Source organism: Methylotuvimicrobium sp. KM1 (assembly GCF_044788715.1).
Taxonomy (GTDB): domain Bacteria; phylum Pseudomonadota; class Gammaproteobacteria; order Methylococcales; family Methylomonadaceae; genus Methylotuvimicrobium.
The window spans coordinates 1,546,777-1,566,193 of sequence record NZ_CP173170.1 but is presented as its reverse complement, the minus strand read 5'-3'; the positions used below and the strand labels follow the sequence as shown (position 1 = coordinate 1,566,193).

The window sequence follows — 19,417 nt, the reverse complement described above, 5'->3', positions numbered from 1 at the left end:
TGAGACACCAAGTTGATTTATTTAGTGTCTAATTGTTGTGTATTTATGGGTCGAGGTTCTCCTTTGTGTTTATAGGCGGATTAATCCAAACGGCGTTAGGCAAGCTGGGTGGCAAAGGGCACTTTCCTTTGAATCGCTTGGGATTGGCGAGGAAGGCAATCTCCAGGGTTTTTGCGCGTGCTTGGTATACCGTAGCCGCTTGGTCGAAATGGACGGTGGCCGGGGTCATGTAACCGATGCCCGAGTGGCAATGGGACTGGTTGTACCACGGGAAGAAGCATTGGCAATGGCTGCGGGCATCCTCGCGATAGACCGAACTGCGGTTCAAATTCAGGGCTGCACAAGCCGGAGCCAGGCCGACCTCCGGGGCCAACTGGTTAAGGGCTTGCATCAGCTGGACTCGCTCGGCGTCTCGTCCGTCGGCAGTCCGAACAAGACGCAAAGTTTTTTTTGGACATCAATAATGGCATTGGCCTGAGCGAGTCTACGGCGCAGGCGCTCATTATCCTGGGTAAGTTGGCGCACACGACGGTCCTCGGCCTGAGCCGGCTCGGTCTTGCGCCCGCGCTTTTGCAGCGTAAGCGTCCAGCCGAGCCACCTATTCGTACTCAACTGAGCATGATTTAATCCAGATGGTCGAAAGGCAATAGCTCGTCGATCCGGCTATTGGGCCAGGTAGGGAGTTTTTCCAGTGTTTCATTTAACCAAGCGGCGGGATCGAGGCCATTGAGTTTGGCAGTGCCGAGCAGGGTTTGGATGACGGCGGTCCGTTGACCGGCACGCTCGGATCCGGCGAACAGCCAGTTTTTTTTTGCCCAGGGCAATCGGTCGGATGGCGTTTTCTACCGGGTTGTTGTCTATGGGTAAATCGCCAGTTTCGGCATATCGTGTCAGGGCTTTCCAGCGTTTTAACGCGTGATCGATGGCTTTGGCGGTCGCGGTATTCGGTGCGGTGCGCAACCGGGTTTGGTGCAGCCAGTCGTGTAAGTGCGTATTCTGACTAATTTGAACACTGATTCTGGACGAACTTGAACACCTAAAACCTAACGCATCGGTGGACGTGGGTTTTTTTACGCCAAGTGTTCAACTTGAATCAGAACTAGTGTTCAGATTGCTCCAGAATGGATGTTCAGGTTGAGTCAGAATATGCAGTTATTTAATTATTGGAATTAAGTTGTCCACATGCGGCTAATACGTCATCGCCTTTAGCGCTTCTTATTAAAGTAGGGATTTTAAAAGTATCTAAAACTTCTTTAAACTTTTCAACTTTATCCAAACTCGGGCTCTTGTAGTGTGATCCCGGGTATGGGTTGAAAGGAATCAAGTTGATATAAGCACTTTTGCCAGCGAGTAACATCCCGAGTTGCTCAGCGTCGTTTAGTGAATCATTAAAATCTTTTATTAGTATGTATTCGTAAGTAATAAATTGTTTTTTATTCAAAGGTATCTTGTCAATATAGGTCAATACCTCAGCTAGTGGATATTTTTTATTAATGGGAATAAGTTCATTTCTCTTTTCTTCAAATGGCGAATGAAGAGACAATGCAAGGTTCACTCCAGGGATTTCCTGGCTCCACCTTTTAAGTCCAGGAATATAACCGGCTGTTGAAATAGTGATTTTTTGTACTCCCACTGAAGTTCCGTGTTGAGATAAGAAAATTTCACACGCTTTTTTAACAGAATCAAAATTATGTAAAGGCTCGCCTTGCCCCATAAAAACAATATTTATAATCCGCTCTTCTCCAGGTCTATTTGTCGCCAACCAACGCCAAGCCTGCAGGAACTGGCCAACAATTTCATTGGTGGTCAAATTCCTTTTCAGCCCTTGTTCTCCGGTAAAACAAAACGAACAATTCATTGCGCAGCCAACCTGTGATGAAAGGCAAATTGAATATTTATTGTTAAATGGGATTAGGACGGTTTCAACCTTATGATTGTCTTTAAGCTTAAAAAGAAATTTTACTGCTCTATCTTTTTTTGACTCATAAACCGTATCAATTTCGGGCAGCGAAAAGTCGAAACTTTTCTCAAGAAAAGCTAACGCCAATTTAGAAACTTTATCACGCCACTGAGTGGTTTCTTTTTTCTTATAATGCCAATTGAAAAGTATGGCTGATACAGACGGGTTTAAGTTATTTTGATTTATAATCGCCTCTAAATCAGAATAGCTTAGGTCATAAAAAGACTGTTTCAAAAATTTCTCCTGGCATATTAATAATTCAATGACTCATTTTCTTAGGGGATCTAGCAGTGGCTTAAGACCGTTATGATCAATTTCCTGCATCAAGGCCAATAGCCGGCCCAATTCACCGTTTGGAAATCCCTCTCGTGCAAACCAGTTAAGGTAATGGCCAGGCAAATCCGCGATGACTCGCCCCTTGTATTTGCCGAAAGGCATAGCAAATGTAACTAGCTTTTTTAAGTCTTCCGAATTCATGATGGTGGCTCGAAGTCAACCAATTTAACCTGGCGCTAGTGTGGACAATGACTTGTCGTTACTTGTAACGGGATCGACACAGGCTTATCCACAGGTTCTGTGGATTAAATTTAGCCACTATGCTGGATGGATTATTCCTTTTCGTCATCTGAAAGCACCGTGTATTCGGCGGTAATTCTGTCATCCTCTGTTCCGTGCATGGTTTGTTTCTGCGCAGATTTCATCATACGCCATGCTTTGAATCCCAAAATTACAAGAGGAATCAGCAAAACGGCAAAAAACACGGAAAAGACTAGTGTTCCAACGATAGCTCCGACAATGATAGCCGGAATTGCCAGGATATTGGAAATGCTGGAACGGGAATTTTTTTCAATCTGTTTTTTAAGTCGCTGCTGAGAATTTTCCGAGGAGCTGATATGAATGCTTCGCTTGTAGATTTTGAACATAGGCCGGGCCAAAGGTTGAAGACGGATAGATCGTGTTGGGCGAAGGTGTCGTCGCCCGCACGATGGCGCAAGCAGTGCAACGGTATTTTACGATTCTCCTAATCGAAAGCCGGCATTATAAGAGCTCTGTACTGTCGAATATATTTTGGCAAACAGCATGAGGTGTACGGTGATGAAGACAATGCCCATTAGCAAAGCGTTCACGCTGATCGAGCCTGGTCCTGTTGTGTTGATTACGACAAATGATGGCGAGAAGAATAACATCATGACCATCTCTTGGACGATGGTCATGGATTTTGCACCGAGATTTGCCATAACGACGGGATCCTGGAATTATTCCTATAACACGCTTCGGAATTGCAAAGAGTGCGTCATTGCTATACCCACGGTGGATCTAATAGATCAGGTGGTTGGGGCGGGGACTTGTTCCGGTGCCGATACGGATAAATTGGAAAAATTTGGACTAACCCCACTCAAGGCAAAGCATGTCGCGGCGCCACTGATCAAGGAATGCCTGGCAAATATTGAATGCAAGGTGATCGATATCGTCGAAAAGCACAATATCCTTGTCCTTGAAGGTGTTGAGGCCTACTTTGATGAACCCCGAGAAGAGAAGCGCACCATTCACGCGGTCGGTGATGGGACATTTGTAGTCGATGGAGACAAGTTGGATCGGCGAGAAATGATGCGATCGAAACTTCCAGAAGGGGTCTAACGCTGAAAATCTTGAAAATGTGGTGTTAACAATTGGAGCTGTCGGGTGGTTTTTCGATGCTCAGTCAAATCCGTCTTTCCACCGAAACAGCGCGAAAAAATGCGTAGACTTGTGTATTCAAAATTAGAAAACACAATGACAGTCGCGGTGCTTGACGTCTACTACCGTAAGGAGGGGGCGCGTGCAGCTTGCGTATTGGCTGACTCGTGGGCAGCGCCAGCGCCAAGTTCAACGTATGTTCAATTCATTGAGAAAGTTGAGCCTTACAAGCCGGGAAGTTTCTACCGGAGAGAATTACCATGCCTGATGGCCGTGCTTCGATTGTTGCCTGAGACTCCAACCGTTGTTGTTGTCGATGGCTACGTTTGGCTGCCCCCATCAGGTCGCTCCGGTCTAGGTGCCTATCTGTACGAAGCCCTTGGAAAAACAACACCTGTGATTGGGATTGCCAAGAGCTCGTTCGCCGGTACTGAAGCTTGTGCCTTTGTCATTCCGGTTCACCGGGGCATGTCAAAGCGTCCTCTTTATATTACCGCAGCTGGAATTGAGGTCGAATCGGCAGCACAGTGGGTGCGTGGAATCGCAGGGAAGTACCGAATCCCAAAGTTGGCACGAATGGCTGACCAATTAGCGAGAGGGAAGCTTTGAGACCAGACCAAAGCAGTGTAGCCTCGCCTCACCATCAAACGGACTTCAAACCAGCTACGCGGGTTAGCCACCGATTATATTGAATGTCGAACAGTGACGTTCTGGATTGCAACCGCCATCACACTGATATTCTGGAATGTCGCTGATTGGCAGAGCTTGTTATGTCAAAATTCGACCCAAAGCGGACATATAAAACTTGAATGAATTAGGTTTTCAGCAGCAGTTTAATAATATAGTAGTGGTATTAATGACCAAAAGTGATGGCGAAGATATTAAGAGAGTCAGACCGTCTCAGTTTATGAGAGAGCTTCGGCCTGAATATTATTCGGACACCGAAGGCCGTATAGCCTATCTTCTGGAAGCCTTGGCCTTGGAATATCATTTGGATTCTATTACCTCACGCAATCAGACCCATGATTTTGAAATCTTTTGCCGGAAACTCTGCGAACGAACAATTTGCCCGAACTTGCGTGCGCATACAGGGCCGGACGGCGGGGGTGACAGCAAAGTAGATACCGAGACTTATCCCGTTGCTGAGGAAATCGCCGCCTTATTTTACATTGACGAGACGAAGGCCGCAGAAGAAAGATGGGCTTTCGCGTTCAGCGCAAAAGAAGATTGGAAAACCAAGGTAAAAGACGACGTAAAGAAAATCGCTGAAACTGACAGGGGTTATAAAAAGATATTTTTCGTCACGAGCCGATTTGCCAAGGATAAAGACCGTGCAGATGTGGAGGATGCCCTTACAAAAGAATACGGCATTCCGGTTACAATTCATGACAGATCATGGATCGTAAAAGAGATCATAGAGAATGACCGCAAAGATATTGCTTACAATTACCTGAAAGTTGGCGAAGCCAAAGATGATCCGCTTAGGCTGGGGCCAACGGATTATTCCCGCGCACAGCAACTCACAGAGATTGAAAAGTCCATTGATAGCCCTGACGCCTTCAAGGGCATAGAACAACAGCGGGTTACGGAAGCCCTCTTGGCAGCAAAGCTCTCCCGTAATATGGAACGCCCTCGTCATGAAACTGATGGCAGGTTTCTTCGGGCTATCCGAGTGGCAGAGGCAGACGGCACTTATCGGCAAAAGCTGGAAGCTAAATATGAACATATCTGGACGGCATTCTGGTGGTTTGATGATTTTCAGTTTTTAAAGGATTCATATGAAGTCTTTGAGGAGCTAGCGCTAAAATCCGATCATGCCTTAAATCTGGAATTTTTGAGCAATCTGCTTCAACTGTTCGTAAATTCGGTTATCCATGACCATATGTCGCGCGATGAATGCAGGCTGGATGAACGCACAGAGAGGCTCAAGGAAGCTTTGGAAAAGATAGCCGCAGATAAAGACCGTCCCAATAACGCTCTTGAAGCGCAAACTTCTCTTCTCATTATCCGGATGAACCAAGCTATGCTTGATAACAAGCGCGAGGAACTGGCCAGCGTTTGGAGTGATTTTTCTGTCGTCTTGGAAAAAGCAAGCGGTCTTGGCGAGTTTAAAGCTGATAGGCTAGTGCAAATGATAGAGATAGCTGGAAATATAGCCGGAAATGATCCCACTTATAACGATCTGGTGGAGAAAACAGCGGAATTTGTTTCCAACCGGAAAAGTGAGGCTGAAGGTGCGTTGATACTTCTTAAGCGGGCGCAGAAACTTGATTTTGATAATAACTTTGAAATGATCCGCCTGCTTGGCAAAGCCTCTATAGGGCTGACAAAAAAGGAATATGCGGATCATCTCATCGAAGCCCTTCAGCTTTTGATGCTTGCCTATCGGAGTGCTGGGCTATTGTGGGCAGCACGGGCAAGCTGCGCCTTCCTCGCCGCATCCCTTGTTATGAAGGGCGAAGAAGATAGTGAACTGCCGGTCAGTTTTGTTCCAACAATGAAAACCTGGGCGTGGATAGCATTGGAATTGCGCCACATTCCTGATTTTCTGTTTGCCATTCAATTACTGAACGGTGCTCTGGCCACCTTACCTTTGGCGGATGATTCAAAAGAAAAGGTTGGCGAAGATATTCGGGAATTAGATGTGGTGCTGGGCAGTCTGTTCCTGAATTTGGGTGAAACCAATCTTCGCAAGCTGAGGGACCTACCGGATATACTTGAGGCGCTGGGATTATTCATGGCGCGGTCTGCGCTTCTTTATACGCTTGGACACGGAGATGTTTTGCGGGCTGACGGCAGTTTGCCAGAGGAAGAATCCGATGACGACGTGAACCGGATTTTTTCAATACTCGCAAGCCAACCAGTTGCACAAAATGTACACGGCCCTCTTGTTCTGAACACTGAAGAGGCGCAGATTTTAAATACAACCATTCTGGGTATGGCCGTCGAAATCCATATTGAAGGCAGCGTTCAATCCGTCCTTATTGCGGAAGCTATTCTGGGTTCTTTGGAAGCGTTTTTTGCCACGGCGATTGAACAACGCATTATCCCCCACACAGAAAAATTACGGCTTAATGTGTTAGAAAACGCGGAAATACCCGAACCATCCTTTGAGGTGAGCGCCATGGATATGACCGGCACCATCACCTGGCCTACTAATCTTTCTCCCAGCAATTTTGACAATCAAAGAGAGATCCATAAATTTTGGGCAGAGGTATCAGGCCACGTCCTTGCCACATGCTGCATTATTGAAGATGCTGAGGAATTTTTGAAAAAACTTTATGCTGATGAAGCAGTGCAACACAGAATGACAATGGTGGCACTCGCTTCTACCAGTTACCACAGAGTCGCGACGCGAAACATTTCCCGACTATCAGATTGGCAAAAAGCTATACAGCAATCTTACGAATTGCGCAGCCAGCGCCCGGCACTCAAGTTTATCCCTCTTACAGAAGAAAACGATAATCCAGAATCTCAAAGCGACAAGCCGTCCATGCCAAAAGATCATCGGGCGTATAGCGTTAAATCTGTTATTGATATTCATACTTGGGATCAGGCGCAATGGAGAGGAACTGCTTATGCTCAATTCAGCTCTTCTCAACCTCCATGTGTGGCGTTTCTTTTTGAAAATGAAGAAGGCGGCAGGAAAATTTTTGAGCGCTGGCGGGAACGGTTCGGTACGCAGGATAAAAATGAAGAAATTTCTTTATCCATTATCCGTCGACTGCCGGAACAGAACGAACATCACTATTGCGTCCTGATAACCTCCAAATTGTCGGAAACGGGCAGCTTTAAACCAAATCAAGTGGTGACAATGGCCAGCCGATCTTTAACTATGACACCCGACAACGGTACTAATCTAGAAAGATTTCTGGAATCGTACCGTCACTTCGGGGCGTTCTACATATTGCCAGCCCTTTTAGGCGATTCAGGAGTCCCCGAATTAGTCTTTGATCTCGCCATATTGAAACGTGATCTTACTGTTAAATTAGCGGCAAATGTTGGCGAACATGACCTTGAATCAATAGCGCTACGAATTCGAGGTTTTTCCTAGACTTTTATAGGGCATTTGGAAAACGTTTGTAAATTTTCTACGTCCGCTTTATGGCCGCTCTTTCAAAAATGGTTGATATGAGTCAATGCCTCCTTTGAAGCATTAAATAACATTTTTTTTAATATTTTTTTATAAATTTATTGATAATTAATTTTTTCTTATTAATATGATGCATAAACATATATACACAAATTATTAGAGATTTTTATGGCAACAACACGCTGGAATCTAGCTGTCTCCACCGAAACTGATCGCTCCCTTCGAATGTTTTTGGCCAGTCAAGGAGGCGGCAAAAAGGGCGATTTATCACGCTTTATTGAGGACGCTGTTCGGGCGCATATTCTGGAACTGACCGCCGAACAAGCCAAGGCTGACAATGCCATGGTTAATGAAAAGGAATTAGGCTCAATAGTTGACGAAGCGCTCGAGTGGGCTCGTAAACGCTGATGCGGGTTGTCCTAGACACCAATATTTTATTTAGTGCTTTAATTCCCCTCACGGTTTTCCGGATAAGATTTATCGGGCATGGCGATCAGCTCGCTTTGATGTTGGAACCTCGCGTGAACAGCTAGAGGAGATACGCCGAGCAAGCAGATACCCAAAATTTAAGGAAATCCTTCAACCGACTAGAGTAGGCACTATGGTAATAACCTTCAACGTATCATCGTCCTAGAGCGACTCATTATCGAAATTGAAGTCGAGGATCCTGACGACGCTATTTTTGCTTGCGATAGCTATTACTGGTGATGCCGATTATCTAGTGACAGGGATCACCGTGCAGGTTTGTTGCACGCGGCAGCATTGGTAGAACACGCATTGTTAATCCTGCGGAATTTTGCGCTGAGGCGCTATAACTATAAGCAGAATATCACCTCGATATAAAAACATTGAAATTTAGCTTCTCCATACCAGCCGTTCGATAATTTAATTCTTTCACTTCAATGAATGTGACAGTCTGCCCCAAACCGGTCGGTCTCTTAATTCAGATGTTTAAATGTCGCTTGGGTAGGTTATTGCGGTCGTTAAATATGTGTCTTTGCAATTATCCCGATCGGTTTATCATGAATGAAAAGTCGGTTATACCGTTTAGAAAATCTAGCGTTGAAGCTGCATTATTGACAATTTGGCAGGGAAAGCCGTATGTTAGCCCGGTAGAGATAATAACTTGTTCCCGGCGGCTTCGCCGCCGGGAATCGCGGCGCTCACTTCGTTCGGCCTTGTCCCGTCGCCTTGCGCCGGAACAAGGCGCTTCACCAGACGGACCGGCCGTCAAGCATACAGCTTGCCGCCCGCTCCGCTGGTGAGCGCCGCGATTAGTTTTTCAGCGCCTCACAATTATCATGGAAATTTTATGGGAAACGACCTAATTGTATTTGACGTAAAGAAACTTAAGATGATTACCAAGGAAGAGGCTCATCTTGTGTCAAAAGAAATTGTGAATGTTCGGGAAGAAGTGCGGGATTGCCCATACCTAGAGGAGGCGCTAAAGGTTTTGCCTGTTAAGGGATATAGAAGTGCAATTGGAGCTTACTGGAATGCGGTCATTGACGACATTAGGCAGAAAATAATTCATAGGAGTTTGGACTTGTTTAATAAGGAGGTTAATCCTAAGAAAACAATAGTACACTATGAAGATTTTCAAGATCATGTGACTGACAATGACTTGATTGATGGAGCATACAAAATTGGAGTTTTGAGTTGGGAGGGTAGGAAGTTGATGCATCAATGTCGTGAAACAAGAAATATGTTTCATGGGCATCCCAAAAGCTCAGACCCTGGATTGCTTAAGGTTTTGAATTTAATATCAGACTGCAATAAATATGTTCTTTCTCAGGAATTCCCTCCTTCAATTATCAATATTGAAACTTATCTTACTCAAATGGACTCGGTAGATTATTCGCGGAACAAAATTGCAGTTGATCAAGCATTCACTGATTTGCCTTCTGTATATAAAACTGAACTGTCCAATCGATTTTTGACAACATATATAAGTGAGAACATATCTAGTGACTTGCGAGGAAACATCGAGTTTTGCGCTCCGATATTGTGGTCTTCTTTAACAAAAGAGGATAAGAAACAAATTGGTAAGCGTTTTGATAAGCTCATTGTTGAGAGTGACCAAAAGAAGATAGATCGAGGTTTATCATATATAAATTTAGTCGCCGGAATGATGTATGTTAACAAGGCTTCAAGGCGGATTATTATAGAGCCAGTAGTCGATGAATTATTTGATTCTTTAGATGACTGGGATAAAGAATCGAAGTTAGTGAAAGAAATAAAGCCATTTTCCCGCTTTATACCAGAAGAATTATTGCCTAAATTCATACAGGCGATAACGAGAACATATGTTGGCTATGAAGGCAGTAGTAGTCGATTTTCAAGGACTAATTTTTACTCAGACTCAGCGGCTCCAACTATCAAAGAAATGTTTCAATCTTTTGATGTTGAGAGTATTGATATTTTTGTTTCTATAGTTAAAGAAGACACCAAAATCAGAAGAAGAATCAGGGGGCCAGGCCAGCTGGATCGGTTAAGAATTTTGGGTAATATTCTACTTGAAAATGAAATTGCTTCAGATGACTCAAATGACTTTATTGAAAGTTTATGCGATGAAGATAAAACAGAAGAATTTTTTACAAAGATCCTTCCTAGAATCAAAAAAAACTAACAAGTAGCTGCACCTGACAAATATTGCTGCGCTCGTTTTTGTGTATGTCGCGCAGCTTCATTTTACACAAAAACGCTCTCCGCAATATTCGCAGGTGAGCTAAGCGATGGCTCCGCTTCGCGGAGCCATCGGGTCAGATAAGGAGCTTGAGCATGTCAAAACGACATACAGTATCAAACGCAACGCCATCAATCAGATCAAGCAGGCGCTTGGGCGCTCCTTATCTGACCCGTTATGCGACGATTCAAGCAGCCACAAGCTTTTTAACGTGCAATTCATTGCGGTGCTGCTCAGCATGCCATAGATCGTATTGGGTCTGTTGCATAAGCCAGCTCTCTGATGACGTATTAAAAGCTATGGACAATCGAATTGCCATTTCAGGACTGATGCCTGCACGACCATTGAGCACAGCACTCAGGGTTTTCCGGCTGACGCCAAGGGCTTTAGAAGCCTCAGTAACAGAAAGGTCAAGCGGATCAAGGCAAAGCTCTTTGATAATTTCGCCAGGATGCGGCGGATTGTACATTAACATGGTGACACCTCAATGATAGTCTTCGTAATTCACTACCTCAACATCCTCACCTTCAAAACGAAAAGTAACACGCCAATTGCCACTAACCGTGACTGACCATGTACCAGAGCGGTTACCCGACAATTCATGCAATCGAAGCCCTGGTAAATCCATGTCTTTAGGAGCTATAGAGACGTTGAGTCTGCCGAGAATGAGGCGAAGCTTATTAGCATGGGCTGCCTGTATACCAGCAGTGCTGCCGGATTTGAAAAACGTGGCTAAACCTTTGTGTTTGAAGCTTCGAATCATAGAATCAGATCGTAACCTGGTACGTATCAGGTGTCAAGTGGCATAATCGCGGCGCTCAACAGCGGAGCGGGCGGCAAGCTGTATGCTTGACGACCGCTCCGTCTGGTGAAGTGCCTTGTTCCGGCGCAAGGCGACGGGACAAGGCCGAACGAAGTGAGCGCCGCGATTCCCGGCGGCGAAGCCGCCGGGAACGCCGCAAATCACCGGCAAATTGGAGCAACGCGAGGCTTGTGGCATTCGCCACAAACGAACGTTGCGGAAATTTGTCCGCGTGAATTTGCCTTGTTATGTGCTGATTTTGCACAGTTGTTTGATTGTTTTTTCATGTTCTTTCCCAACTAAACCAACATCCTGATGAAAGCGAAACCCTGACTTTTTTACTTGTGCCGCTTCCAATGCTTTAGTGGCTTGCTTTCCATCTTCCTGGATTAATGCCTTAGCAGCATGCCATTTAAAACAATCGACTGGAAACATTAGACGCTCTACATTTTCATTTAGAACCCTAACAGCATTGTCATATTCTTTTTCAATCTTTCTTGTTGCAACAATATATGAATAATCGACATAAGTGGTAGATTGATGCTTTTGAAGTTCTGCTTCGCGAGCCAATATAGCTCTAAACGCTACTATTGCATTATCAATTTCATCTAGAGCCAAATATGATTTTGCTCTAGCCAAAAGAGCACGAACATCATCAAATCCATCCTTACGTGAACCAAAGTACTCATCAACCAATCGCAGTGATACTTTTGGATGAACATCTGTTAGCGTCAATGCTTGGATAACTAAATATTGATCGCGTTGCGACCTAGCGCGCTTCAACTTTGAGAAGAATGCTTCTTCTATTTCTTCGTTCCAATCTATATTTCTATACCAGTCGTCAGAAGACATGATTTACCTTTAGCACATAATCGCGGCGCTCACCAGCGGAGTGGGCGGCAAGCTGTAAGCTTGACGGCTGCGCAGTCTGGTGAAGCGCCTTGTTCCGGCGCAAGGCGACGGGACAAGGCCGAACGAAGTGAGCGCCGCGATTCCCGGCGGCGAAGCCGCCGGGAACGACAAGCATCAGCCGCGCCGCTTTTTGGCGTCGGCTGGATGCGCTTGTTAGAGCTCAATGTCTTCATCTGCCGCGTAGGCGTGCAATGCATGCAAAGCACTTGAGGCATGCCGCCCCCAATGTGTATTAAAGCTCTGACTCCATTCCCAAAGCGCCTCAGCAACGTGACCTGCTTCATATAGCTCTAGTCCCTCTTTTAAATCTCTATATATATCCGCCAGATCATCAGCCAAGTCACCTGTTACTGGTTCTTCTTCTGCAACTTTGGCTGGACTAAAAAACTCCGAATAGTAATTAAAAGGCAATGCTCCAAACCGTTTAAACATATTTTTCCATTCTTCATCAGATATTCGCTTCCCATCAATGTCTCGGCCAGGACCATTTTTCGGCAGGCTCAGAACATTAGAATAGAGATTTGCGAGTAATCTTATGGCTGCTTTTGCCTCTTCATTTTCTGTTTTCGGTTTTGATTCAGCCCAACTGCAATATTCTCTAACCACTGAAACAAATTTTTCCGTCGGTTCGTTCATGCTTTTCTTGAGCTCTAACGTAGAGCTAACCGGGCGCGGCCCGAAGGAATGAAGATGGAAACGAATATTGAGGCCGCGCTCCGGTTGAGCGACATGTTAGGGGTGATTCTGGCTTGGCTGTGCATTGTTTTCTACTGGGCTTGGTACGGGTTTTGGCTGACTGGAGACCGCTGGTATAGACGACTGAAAATGAACATCCCGGATTGGTTGTTGTACACCGAGACTGCCGTTCTCCATTTGTTGCATGGCACTGGCTGGGGGTATTTGTTCACAGGATGGGCAGGTTCTTAGCCACCAACCAAGAAATGCACCAATAATGGTGAATAGCCCTCCTATGCAAACACCAATTAGTACGTTTCGCAGATTTATTTCTGCTTGGACTTTTGCGAGATGTTTCTTCATTTCGCGTTCTATGACCTTAAATTTTGGAGAATCCTTTGGGCAATCACCGCACTCAACAGCAAGATCGGAGAATGACATGGATTTAAGCTTTTCGTCGCTAGGTATTCCGTGGAATACTTCATTTGCAATTTCTTCGCGTTCAGTGCTCATTGAATACCCCTAACAAGTTATTGTCCCGACCGGGCTAACATACGGCTTTTCCTGCTTTATTGTCAATAATGCAGCTTCAACGGTAGATTTTTTAAACGGGATAACCTACATTTCATTTATAATAAACCGGTCGGGTTAATACCAAAGCCACGTTTTAAATGACCGCAATGGGTCGATGACGGTCTTTCGGCATCCGATTTGATTGCGATGACATTGTATCAATGTCAGATTGAGTTCAAGTCAGTACAGTTTATACCTTCTTCCCGTCCGGCGTCCTTGACCATCGAACTCCTCGCCATCCTTCAAGCGAATGGAGCCTTTCTCATGGAGAACCCTGCCCCGTCGATCCGATTGATAGACCTTTCCATCTCTTATCACCAGATCCCGGCCTAAATCCCTCCGGCCTTTTTCATCGTAGGACTCAATCCTTTTATCTCTTGCAACAGCATCGTTGACGGGTAACAATACGCTCATGAATAAAGCGGCAATAAAAGTCTTTAAAAACTGCATACTCCACCTCCCGTGAATAGTCTATTGTTTTTGATTCGCGACCATTTGCGTAAGTGGATCAGGTCTGCCTCCCTTTCTTTCTAATATTGACCCCGTTCGTGCAAAACTTTTCCTGAGGATTTATGATAAATCAAAAACCTAACGGCTTTTTTTGTAGCGGGTAACGGACATAATTTGACTTTCAGCATTTGTAATCCTTAGTTTGGATGGTTTCCATAGCCGACGTTAACGCCAAGCTCACCGGCGGTAATGGAACGCCTTGTGAGCTCCAACCTGGCCGAGCAAACATCGCCTTCAGTATAAATCCTGCTGAAATCCCACAAACACCTCCCGAATGTGCTTTACCTCGCCCAGTTCGTTAACGGCATCGTGGAGGCTGTGGTATTTCAGCTCGATCAACTGCGGCAGTTTTTCCAGATCCAATTCACCGACACCGCGTTCAACATAGTGGCCGAGCACAAACTGAAGGAATTCCTGTTGCGGATAATCCTTGTAATGGCTAAAAATAGTCGCGCGGTGTGATTCGACACGCTCGGCGCGGCTGAGCGGCGGCAGATTAAACGCAATATAGGCAAGCACATCGTAGAGATCGCTTTTCTCGGCATGGATCATGTTGCCGATTTCCCGCAACTGCGCCATGCCGTAGCCACGTTCTTGCAGCCCTTCGAGCAGTTTCTTGCGGGTTTGCGGCTGACCCCAAATGTTGCGCAGTTCGTCTTCGTTTTTGAATAATTCCGGCAGTTGGCCAAACAGGCGCTCGACAAATTGCGCGGCTGACAGGGGTTTTCCATCCGGCCCCCAGAAACTGGTGGAACTCATGTATTGAATCAATCGTTCTTTGCCATCGGCCAGTTTGATCTTCACTTTAACCGCCTTCTTACAGACACAAGGGGATTCACCACAATCCGGGCAAGGTTCCGGCAACGGCTGATCACACTCACACGGGGTCCGTCCGCATAGTTTACAGGGTTCGGGCGGTGTCACCGCGCAGCTACAGGGGATATTGCCACAGCGTTTGCAGACTTCCGGCTCCAACGGCTCGCCGTCCCATTCCGGGTCGTTGAAGTGCTCATAGGCCTTTACAAAATCATAGATGGTGAAATAGTCCTTGCCGTCAAACAGGCGCGTGCCGCGACCGATAATCTGCTTGAACTCGATCATCGAGTTCACCGGGCGCAACAGCACAATATTGCGGATATTGCGCGCATCCACTCCGGTGGAGAGCTTCTGCGATGTCGTCAAAATGGTGGGAATGGTTTTTTCGTTATCCTGAAACAGGCGCAGAAAACGCTCACCTTCGGCGCCGTCATTGGCAGTTACTCGCACGCAGTAATTCGGATCGCTACTGGTTTTATACTGGTTAATCAAATCCCGCACGGCCAGGGCATGTTCCTGGGTGGCGCAGAACACCAGCGTCTTCTGATTCGGGTCAATCATGTCCATAAACAGTTTCACCCGGTAGGCTTCGCGCTCTTTAATCTCGATTACTCGATTAAAGTCATCTTCGGTATAGCGCCGGCCTTCTTCTATTTCGCCTTCAATGAGGGTGTCATCGGGCGTGTACACATAATCATCGAGCGTGGTGGCAATCTGCTGCACCCGAAACGGAGTAAGGAAACCGTCGTTAATGCCTTCTTTCAATGAATAGACATACACCGGATCGCCAAAATAGGCATAGGTATCTGCATTGTGTTTGCGTTTGGGCGTGGCGGTTAAACCCAACTGCACGGCGGGCGAGAAATATTCCAAAATGCCGCGCCAGTTGCTCTCGTCATTGGCACCGCCCCGGTGACATTCATCGATAATAATCAAATCAAAGAAGTCCGGCGGATATTCGCCAAAACTGGGCAGCGAGTTGCCTTGGCTATCCTGGCCCGACATAAAGGTCTGGAAAATGGTAAAAAAGAGGCTGCCGTTTTTCGGCACCTGGCCTTTCTTGCGAATGGTTTCAGGATCAATGCGGACCAGCGCATCTTCCGGAAAGGCGGAAAAACTGTTGTAGGCCTGATCTGCCAGAATATTGCGATCCGCCAGAAACAGAATCCTCGGCCGTCGATTGGGTTCTCTGCTTAAATTCCAGCGGCTGTGGAACAGTTTCCAGGCCAGTTGAAAGGCAATCGCGGTTTTACCGGTGCCGGTGGCCAGCGTTAATAATATGCGTTGCTCGCCCTCGGCGATGGCTTCCAGAGCGTTATTGATCGCATTGTGCTGGTAATAACGCGGCTGCCAGAAACCGCCCTTGTCTTCAAAAGGCACTTCGCCGAAACGCTCACGCCAGGGGTTCGGTTTGGCGAAGGTCAGCGCCCATAGCTCATCGGGCGTGGGGTAGCGCTCGACATAAGCTTCCTTGCCTGTGTGCATGTCGATCTGATAAATGCCGACGCCATTGGTGGAATAGGTAAAACGGGTTTGCAGGCGCTCGGCGTAGCGTTTGGCCTGTGCCACGCCTTCGGTATCCGCCAGGCTTTGCTTTTTCGCCTCGATAACGCCCAGCTTCTGGCCTTTGTAGAAGAGCACATAATCGGCAATATCCTGCTTTCCGCGCTTACCCGCGCCTTGCAAACGCCCCAGGGTAATCACCTCACGCCGCACTCGGCTGCCGTCCACCACGCCCCAGCCGGCGGCTTTTAACGCGGGGTCGATCAGTTCGGAACGCGTCTCTGCTTCATTAAGGCCGACTGCTATCATGCCACCGCCTCGTCTATGAGTTTGTCAGCCTCAGCGGTTAATTCGCCGGAGAAGGCTTTTTGGAGTAGGGATTGTTTGAGTTCTTTTAGGGAGTTGAGTTTTTGTTGATATATAGCGTGTAGCCTTTTGGTTTCAGTTAACAGCATTTCAATGCTGTTAACAATTTGTTCTTGTTCTTTTAAACAAGGCAATGGGATTACTATTTCCTTTAATATTTTCGCCGAAGGAACGTTTGGAATTGCAGCGCCGCCAGAATGTTTAAATATTATATCTTGAAAAATCTTACTTCTAAGCCAATATTTAAGAAAATGGACAGAAATCAATTTATTTGGCGTCAACTTTAAAAGAGCTTGGTTTATGATTCCTCTGGGAATATTATCAGGAATGATCGCAACTCTACCTAAAGTAACTCCAGAACAACTCATGATAATATCACCAGATTTAACTTCAAATCTCTTCATTTCTTTGAATTTATTTTCATCAATAAAGTACCGTAATTGATTAAAATGATCATGTATTGCATGCTTTTGCTCATACACAGCATACCCTTGGTCTTTAAACATAGATTTTTTTAAACTACCGCCAAATGGCCCCCTGACAAATTGACAAAGATCACCCCATTTTTTTACCTCCCAATTCTCATCTTTATTTTCAAATGCACTTAACAAATAACTCTCAAACAACTCGCGGGCATTGGCGAGGTTTTTTTCGGTGTTGGCTATCGCGGTGTCGATGCCGGCAAAGGCTTCATCGAGAATGGCGACGATGCGTTTTTGTTCAGGGATAGGTGGGAAAGGAATTTGAAACTCCTTTAAACTTTTTGCTGAGAGGTTTGGCTGTGCTGCTCCATTAGCATATTTAGAGATCATCTCGGCACATAAGGCAGAACGGAAATAAGCGGCAAGAAAGTCACATTCTAGTTGTTCGCTGGGGCGCACTATCACCAACGACGAGGCAATAGCACCTTCAATATCCCGGTCAACAAAACCAAACTTCCCAAGTGAACCGCGCAAACAAAATAGCAGATCGAACTTTTGGACTTTTCCGTTACCTAGGAGGTCATATCGATTTTGGGGGATAAAATCCATTCCTTGCCAATCAATCTTACCGTCATCTAAATGCCCTGCATTGATAAAAGGTATTCCGCTTGGCACAAACGCTTTTCTGCCAGGGTAATTTTTCCCTCTATCACCATTTTCAAACTTACAGAGTTCCCCAAGAGTTGAAATTTTCCACCCTTCCCTCATAACATCCCCCGAATCCCTTCCAGTATCTCCACGCTCTCCGCATCCAGCGTTTCGATCTCGTTGATGATCACCTCCGGATCGCGCAGCGGGTCTTCTTCTACCTTATTGGGGTTCTTCACCGACAGGTCAAAACTGGTCGGGTCGATATCCTTGATACTCACGCTCCAGGATTCATCGGAATCGGCAAAAGTTTTTTGCAGTTGCACAAATTCTTTCAGGTCGTTGTCGTTGAGCGGATTGGTCTTGCCCAGACTGCGGCCGGGGTCGAGGTGGTAATACCAGATAGTGCGCGTCGGTGCGCCTTTCTCGAAAAACAGCACCACGGTTTTGACCCCCGCCCCTAAAAAGGTGCCGCCGGGACAGTCGAGGATGCTGTGCAGATTGCAGTTTTCCAGCAGTTCCTGACGCAGCGCTTTGGAGGCGTTGTCGGAATTGGACAGGAAGGTGTTTTTAATCACCACCGCCGCACGGCCACCGGCTTTGAGGTTTTTAATAAAGTGCTGCAAGAACAGAAAGGCGGTTTCGCCGGTCTTGATCGGGAAGTTCTGCTGCACCTCTTTGCGCTCTTTGCCGCCAAAGGGCGGATTGGCCAGAGTCACGTCAAAGCGGTCTTTTTCCTGAATATCGCTGATATTCTCGGCCAAGGTGTTGGTGTGAATAATATTCGGCGCTTCGATGCCATGCAGAATCATGTTCATAATGGCAATGACATAGGCCAGGCTCTTCTTTTCCTTGCCGTAGAAGGTCCGGGTTTGCAGGGTGTTGAGCTGGTCGGTGCTGAGATTGACACTCTTGCCGCCTTCCGCCGCCTCAAATCCGCCATAACGCAGGTAGTCGTAGGCTTCGCAGAGAAAGCCCGCCGAACCGCAGGCGCCATCGTAAATACGTTCGCCGATTTTGGGATTAATCACCTGGATCATGGCGCGAATCAGTGGTCGTGGCGTGTAATATTCACCGCCGTTGCGCCCGGCATTGCCCATGTTCTTGATTTTGGCTTCGTAGATATGCGACAGCTCGTGCTTTTCTTTCTGTGAGCGAAAGCGCAGCGCGTCGATATATTCCAGTGCATCGCGCAGCGAGTAGCCGCTGGTGAAGCGGTTTTTGATCTCGGCGAAGATTTCACCGATCTTGTATTCGATGGTCGCCGGGCCGCTGGCGCGTTGCTTGAAGCCCTGTAGATAAGGAAACAGATCGCGATTGACGAAATCGATCAGGTCATCGCCGGTCAGGGCGTTGTTATGGTCAAAGTTGCCTTTGTCGTCCTTGGGTGCCGCCCAGCTCGACCAGCGGTGCGGTGCATCAATGATAAATTCGTAGCTCTTGCCCTGTAGCTCGGCCTGCATGGCCTTGTCCTGCTCCAGATCGTCCAGGTATTTGAGAAACAACATCCACGAGGTCTGTTCGGTATAATCCAGCTCGGTGGTACAGCCGGCCTCTTTCCAGAGTACATCGTCGATATTTTTGAAGGTTTGTTCGAACATTGGGTCCCTGTTTTTAGTTTGGCTTTTCTTGCCAAGTTGTGTGGTTGAAACAATTTGATGTCAGGCCTTATATTTTAATTAATACAGCGGTCGCAAAATACAAGGCCTATCCCTAATCTTTAGTCTCTAATGGTAACAATTGTAATCGCCCCTATAGACGCCAAACTTCAGAG

The 19,417-nt window shown here is 46.4% G+C and carries 20 protein-coding genes and 2 pseudogenes; 7 read left to right on the top strand and 15 right to left on the bottom strand.

Annotation, left to right across the window (positions count from 1 at the left end; genetic code table 11):
- Window positions 1–43 precede the first annotated feature (43 nt).
- The 6 genes and pseudogenes from ACINK7_RS06665 to ACINK7_RS06640 all read right to left on the bottom strand — a co-directional run bounded on the left by ACINK7_RS06665 (window position 44) and on the right by ACINK7_RS06640 (window position 2,883).
- A complete protein-coding gene (locus ACINK7_RS06665; RefSeq protein ID WP_404360531.1) occupies window positions 44–391 on the bottom strand; it encodes an integrase core domain-containing protein in 348 nt (115 codons plus the stop codon).
- On the bottom strand, window positions 391–612 hold the full coding sequence (locus ACINK7_RS06660) for a hypothetical protein (RefSeq protein WP_404360530.1): 222 nt from the start codon (window positions 610–612) through the stop codon (window positions 391–393). Before ACINK7_RS06660 ends, ACINK7_RS06665 begins: the two co-directional genes overlap by 1 nt.
- A gap of 11 nt (window positions 613–623) precedes the next feature.
- Window positions 624–978 (bottom strand): annotated as a pseudogene (locus ACINK7_RS06655) (transposase); the annotation flags it as partial.
- A 178-nt stretch (window positions 979–1,156) separates the two neighbouring features.
- Entirely contained in the window at window positions 1,157–2,194 is a 1,038-nt protein-coding gene (gene rlmN / locus ACINK7_RS06650) for a 23S rRNA (adenine(2503)-C(2))-methyltransferase RlmN (RefSeq protein WP_404360529.1), read from the bottom strand.
- 33 nt (window positions 2,195–2,227) lie between these two features.
- Window positions 2,228–2,437, bottom strand: a complete 210-nt coding sequence (locus ACINK7_RS06645) for a DUF3820 family protein (RefSeq protein WP_125217289.1) — start codon at window positions 2,435–2,437, stop codon at window positions 2,228–2,230.
- Between the two features lie 131 nt (window positions 2,438–2,568).
- On the bottom strand, window positions 2,569–2,883 hold the full coding sequence (locus tag ACINK7_RS06640) for a hypothetical protein (RefSeq protein ID WP_404360528.1): 315 nt from the start codon (window positions 2,881–2,883) through the stop codon (window positions 2,569–2,571).
- Window positions 2,884–3,055: 172 nt separating this feature from the next.
- Between ACINK7_RS06640 and ACINK7_RS06635 the strand changes: the two genes are divergently transcribed.
- The 6 genes and pseudogenes from ACINK7_RS06635 to ACINK7_RS06610 all read left to right on the top strand — a co-directional run bounded on the left by ACINK7_RS06635 (window position 3,056) and on the right by ACINK7_RS06610 (window position 10,359).
- The gene (locus ACINK7_RS06635) at window positions 3,056–3,598 is read left to right on the top strand and encodes a flavin reductase family protein (protein WP_404360527.1); all 543 of its coding nucleotides are present in this window, start codon (window positions 3,056–3,058) and stop codon (window positions 3,596–3,598) included.
- Window positions 3,599–3,697: 99 nt separating this feature from the next.
- Window positions 3,698–4,246 (top strand): endonuclease V, encoded by a 549-nt coding sequence (locus ACINK7_RS06630; RefSeq protein WP_404360526.1) that lies wholly within the window; start codon window positions 3,698–3,700, stop codon window positions 4,244–4,246.
- A gap of 196 nt (window positions 4,247–4,442) precedes the next feature.
- Window positions 4,443–7,691, top strand: coding sequence for a hypothetical protein (locus tag ACINK7_RS06625; protein WP_404360524.1), 3,249 nt, complete (start codon window positions 4,443–4,445; stop codon window positions 7,689–7,691).
- A 207-nt stretch (window positions 7,692–7,898) separates the two neighbouring features.
- Complete coding sequence (locus ACINK7_RS06620; protein WP_404360523.1) at window positions 7,899–8,138, top strand: ribbon-helix-helix domain-containing protein; 240 nt, start codon at window positions 7,899–7,901, stop codon at window positions 8,136–8,138.
- A pseudogene (locus ACINK7_RS06615) lies at window positions 8,138–8,545 on the top strand (putative toxin-antitoxin system toxin component, PIN family). The gene ACINK7_RS06620 and the pseudogene ACINK7_RS06615 overlap by 1 nt, the downstream one beginning before the upstream one ends.
- Window positions 8,546–9,042: 497 nt before the next feature.
- A complete protein-coding gene (locus tag ACINK7_RS06610; RefSeq protein WP_404360522.1) occupies window positions 9,043–10,359 on the top strand; it encodes a hypothetical protein in 1,317 nt (438 codons plus the stop codon).
- A 244-nt stretch (window positions 10,360–10,603) separates the two neighbouring features.
- Here ACINK7_RS06610 and ACINK7_RS06605 read toward each other — a convergent pair whose 3' ends face one another.
- From ACINK7_RS06605 to ACINK7_RS06595, 3 genes are all read right to left on the bottom strand, one after another.
- Entirely contained in the window at window positions 10,604–10,891 is a 288-nt protein-coding gene (locus ACINK7_RS06605) for a HigA family addiction module antitoxin (RefSeq protein ID WP_404360520.1), read from the bottom strand.
- Between the two features lie 9 nt (window positions 10,892–10,900).
- On the bottom strand, window positions 10,901–11,179 hold the full coding sequence (locus ACINK7_RS06600) for a type II toxin-antitoxin system RelE/ParE family toxin (protein WP_404360519.1): 279 nt from the start codon (window positions 11,177–11,179) through the stop codon (window positions 10,901–10,903).
- Between the two features lie 285 nt (window positions 11,180–11,464).
- The gene (locus ACINK7_RS06595) at window positions 11,465–12,070 is read right to left on the bottom strand and encodes a hypothetical protein (protein ID WP_404360517.1); all 606 of its coding nucleotides are present in this window, start codon (window positions 12,068–12,070) and stop codon (window positions 11,465–11,467) included.
- Window positions 12,071–12,149: 79 nt separating this feature from the next.
- Between ACINK7_RS06595 and ACINK7_RS06590 the strand changes: the two genes are divergently transcribed.
- Complete coding sequence (locus ACINK7_RS06590) at window positions 12,150–12,287, top strand: hypothetical protein (RefSeq protein WP_404360516.1); 138 nt, start codon at window positions 12,150–12,152, stop codon at window positions 12,285–12,287.
- Here the strand turns inward: ACINK7_RS06590 and ACINK7_RS06585 are convergent.
- The 6 genes from ACINK7_RS06585 to ACINK7_RS06560 all read right to left on the bottom strand — a co-directional run bounded on the left by ACINK7_RS06585 (window position 12,284) and on the right by ACINK7_RS06560 (window position 19,244).
- A complete protein-coding gene (locus ACINK7_RS06585) occupies window positions 12,284–12,766 on the bottom strand; it encodes a DUF5063 domain-containing protein (RefSeq protein WP_404360515.1) in 483 nt (160 codons plus the stop codon). The two genes, ACINK7_RS06590 and ACINK7_RS06585, sit on opposite strands and share 4 nt — an antisense overlap.
- Before the next feature lie 96 nt (window positions 12,767–12,862).
- Window positions 12,863–13,318: a hypothetical protein gene (locus tag ACINK7_RS06580; RefSeq protein WP_404360514.1), complete on the bottom strand. Its 456-nt coding sequence runs from the start codon at window positions 13,316–13,318 to the stop codon at window positions 12,863–12,865.
- A 240-nt stretch (window positions 13,319–13,558) separates the two neighbouring features.
- On the bottom strand, window positions 13,559–13,828 hold the full coding sequence (locus tag ACINK7_RS06575; protein WP_404360513.1) for a hypothetical protein: 270 nt from the start codon (window positions 13,826–13,828) through the stop codon (window positions 13,559–13,561).
- 294 nt (window positions 13,829–14,122) lie between these two features.
- On the bottom strand, window positions 14,123–16,516 hold the full coding sequence (gene hsdR, locus ACINK7_RS06570; RefSeq protein WP_404360512.1) for an EcoAI/FtnUII family type I restriction enzme subunit R: 2,394 nt from the start codon (window positions 16,514–16,516) through the stop codon (window positions 14,123–14,125).
- Window positions 16,513–17,763 (bottom strand): restriction endonuclease subunit S, encoded by a 1,251-nt coding sequence (locus tag ACINK7_RS06565; protein WP_404360511.1) that lies wholly within the window; start codon window positions 17,761–17,763, stop codon window positions 16,513–16,515. Before ACINK7_RS06565 ends, hsdR begins: the two co-directional genes overlap by 4 nt.
- Complete coding sequence (locus tag ACINK7_RS06560) at window positions 17,760–19,244, bottom strand: N-6 DNA methylase (RefSeq protein ID WP_404360510.1); 1,485 nt, start codon at window positions 19,242–19,244, stop codon at window positions 17,760–17,762. Before ACINK7_RS06560 ends, ACINK7_RS06565 begins: the two co-directional genes overlap by 4 nt.
- Between the last annotated feature and the right edge of the window lie 173 nt (window positions 19,245–19,417).

Bases quoted from the DNA above. Each gene is read 5' to 3' on its own strand.
- ACINK7_RS06560 (WP_404360510.1), bottom strand. From the start codon at position 19,244: ATGTTCGAACAAACCTTCAAAAATATCGACGATGTACTCTGGAAAGAG.
- ACINK7_RS06620 (WP_404360523.1), top strand. From the start codon at position 7,899: ATGGCAACAACACGCTGGAATCTAGCTGTCTCCACCGAAACTGATCGC.
- ACINK7_RS06600 (WP_404360519.1), bottom strand. From the start codon at position 11,179: ATGATTCGAAGCTTCAAACACAAAGGTTTAGCCACGTTTTTCAAATCC.
- hsdR (WP_404360512.1), bottom strand. From the start codon at position 16,516: ATGATAGCAGTCGGCCTTAATGAAGCAGAGACGCGTTCCGAACTGATC.
- ACINK7_RS06605 (WP_404360520.1), bottom strand. From the start codon at position 10,891: ATGTTAATGTACAATCCGCCGCATCCTGGCGAAATTATCAAAGAGCTT.
- ACINK7_RS06595 (WP_404360517.1), bottom strand. From the start codon at position 12,070: ATGTCTTCTGACGACTGGTATAGAAATATAGATTGGAACGAAGAAATA.
- ACINK7_RS06630 (WP_404360526.1), top strand. From the start codon at position 3,698: ATGCGTAGACTTGTGTATTCAAAATTAGAAAACACAATGACAGTCGCG.
- ACINK7_RS06640 (WP_404360528.1), bottom strand. From the start codon at position 2,883: ATGTTCAAAATCTACAAGCGAAGCATTCATATCAGCTCCTCGGAAAAT.
- ACINK7_RS06665 (WP_404360531.1), bottom strand. From the start codon at position 391: ATGCAAGCCCTTAACCAGTTGGCCCCGGAGGTCGGCCTGGCTCCGGCT.
- ACINK7_RS06575 (WP_404360513.1), bottom strand. From the start codon at position 13,828: ATGCAGTTTTTAAAGACTTTTATTGCCGCTTTATTCATGAGCGTATTG.
- ACINK7_RS06645 (WP_125217289.1), bottom strand. From the start codon at position 2,437: ATGAATTCGGAAGACTTAAAAAAGCTAGTTACATTTGCTATGCCTTTC.
- ACINK7_RS06580 (WP_404360514.1), bottom strand. From the start codon at position 13,318: ATGAGCACTGAACGCGAAGAAATTGCAAATGAAGTATTCCACGGAATA.
- ACINK7_RS06585 (WP_404360515.1), bottom strand. From the start codon at position 12,766: ATGAACGAACCGACGGAAAAATTTGTTTCAGTGGTTAGAGAATATTGC.
- ACINK7_RS06635 (WP_404360527.1), top strand. From the start codon at position 3,056: ATGAAGACAATGCCCATTAGCAAAGCGTTCACGCTGATCGAGCCTGGT.
- ACINK7_RS06610 (WP_404360522.1), top strand. From the start codon at position 9,043: ATGGGAAACGACCTAATTGTATTTGACGTAAAGAAACTTAAGATGATT.
- ACINK7_RS06565 (WP_404360511.1), bottom strand. From the start codon at position 17,763: ATGAGGGAAGGGTGGAAAATTTCAACTCTTGGGGAACTCTGTAAGTTT.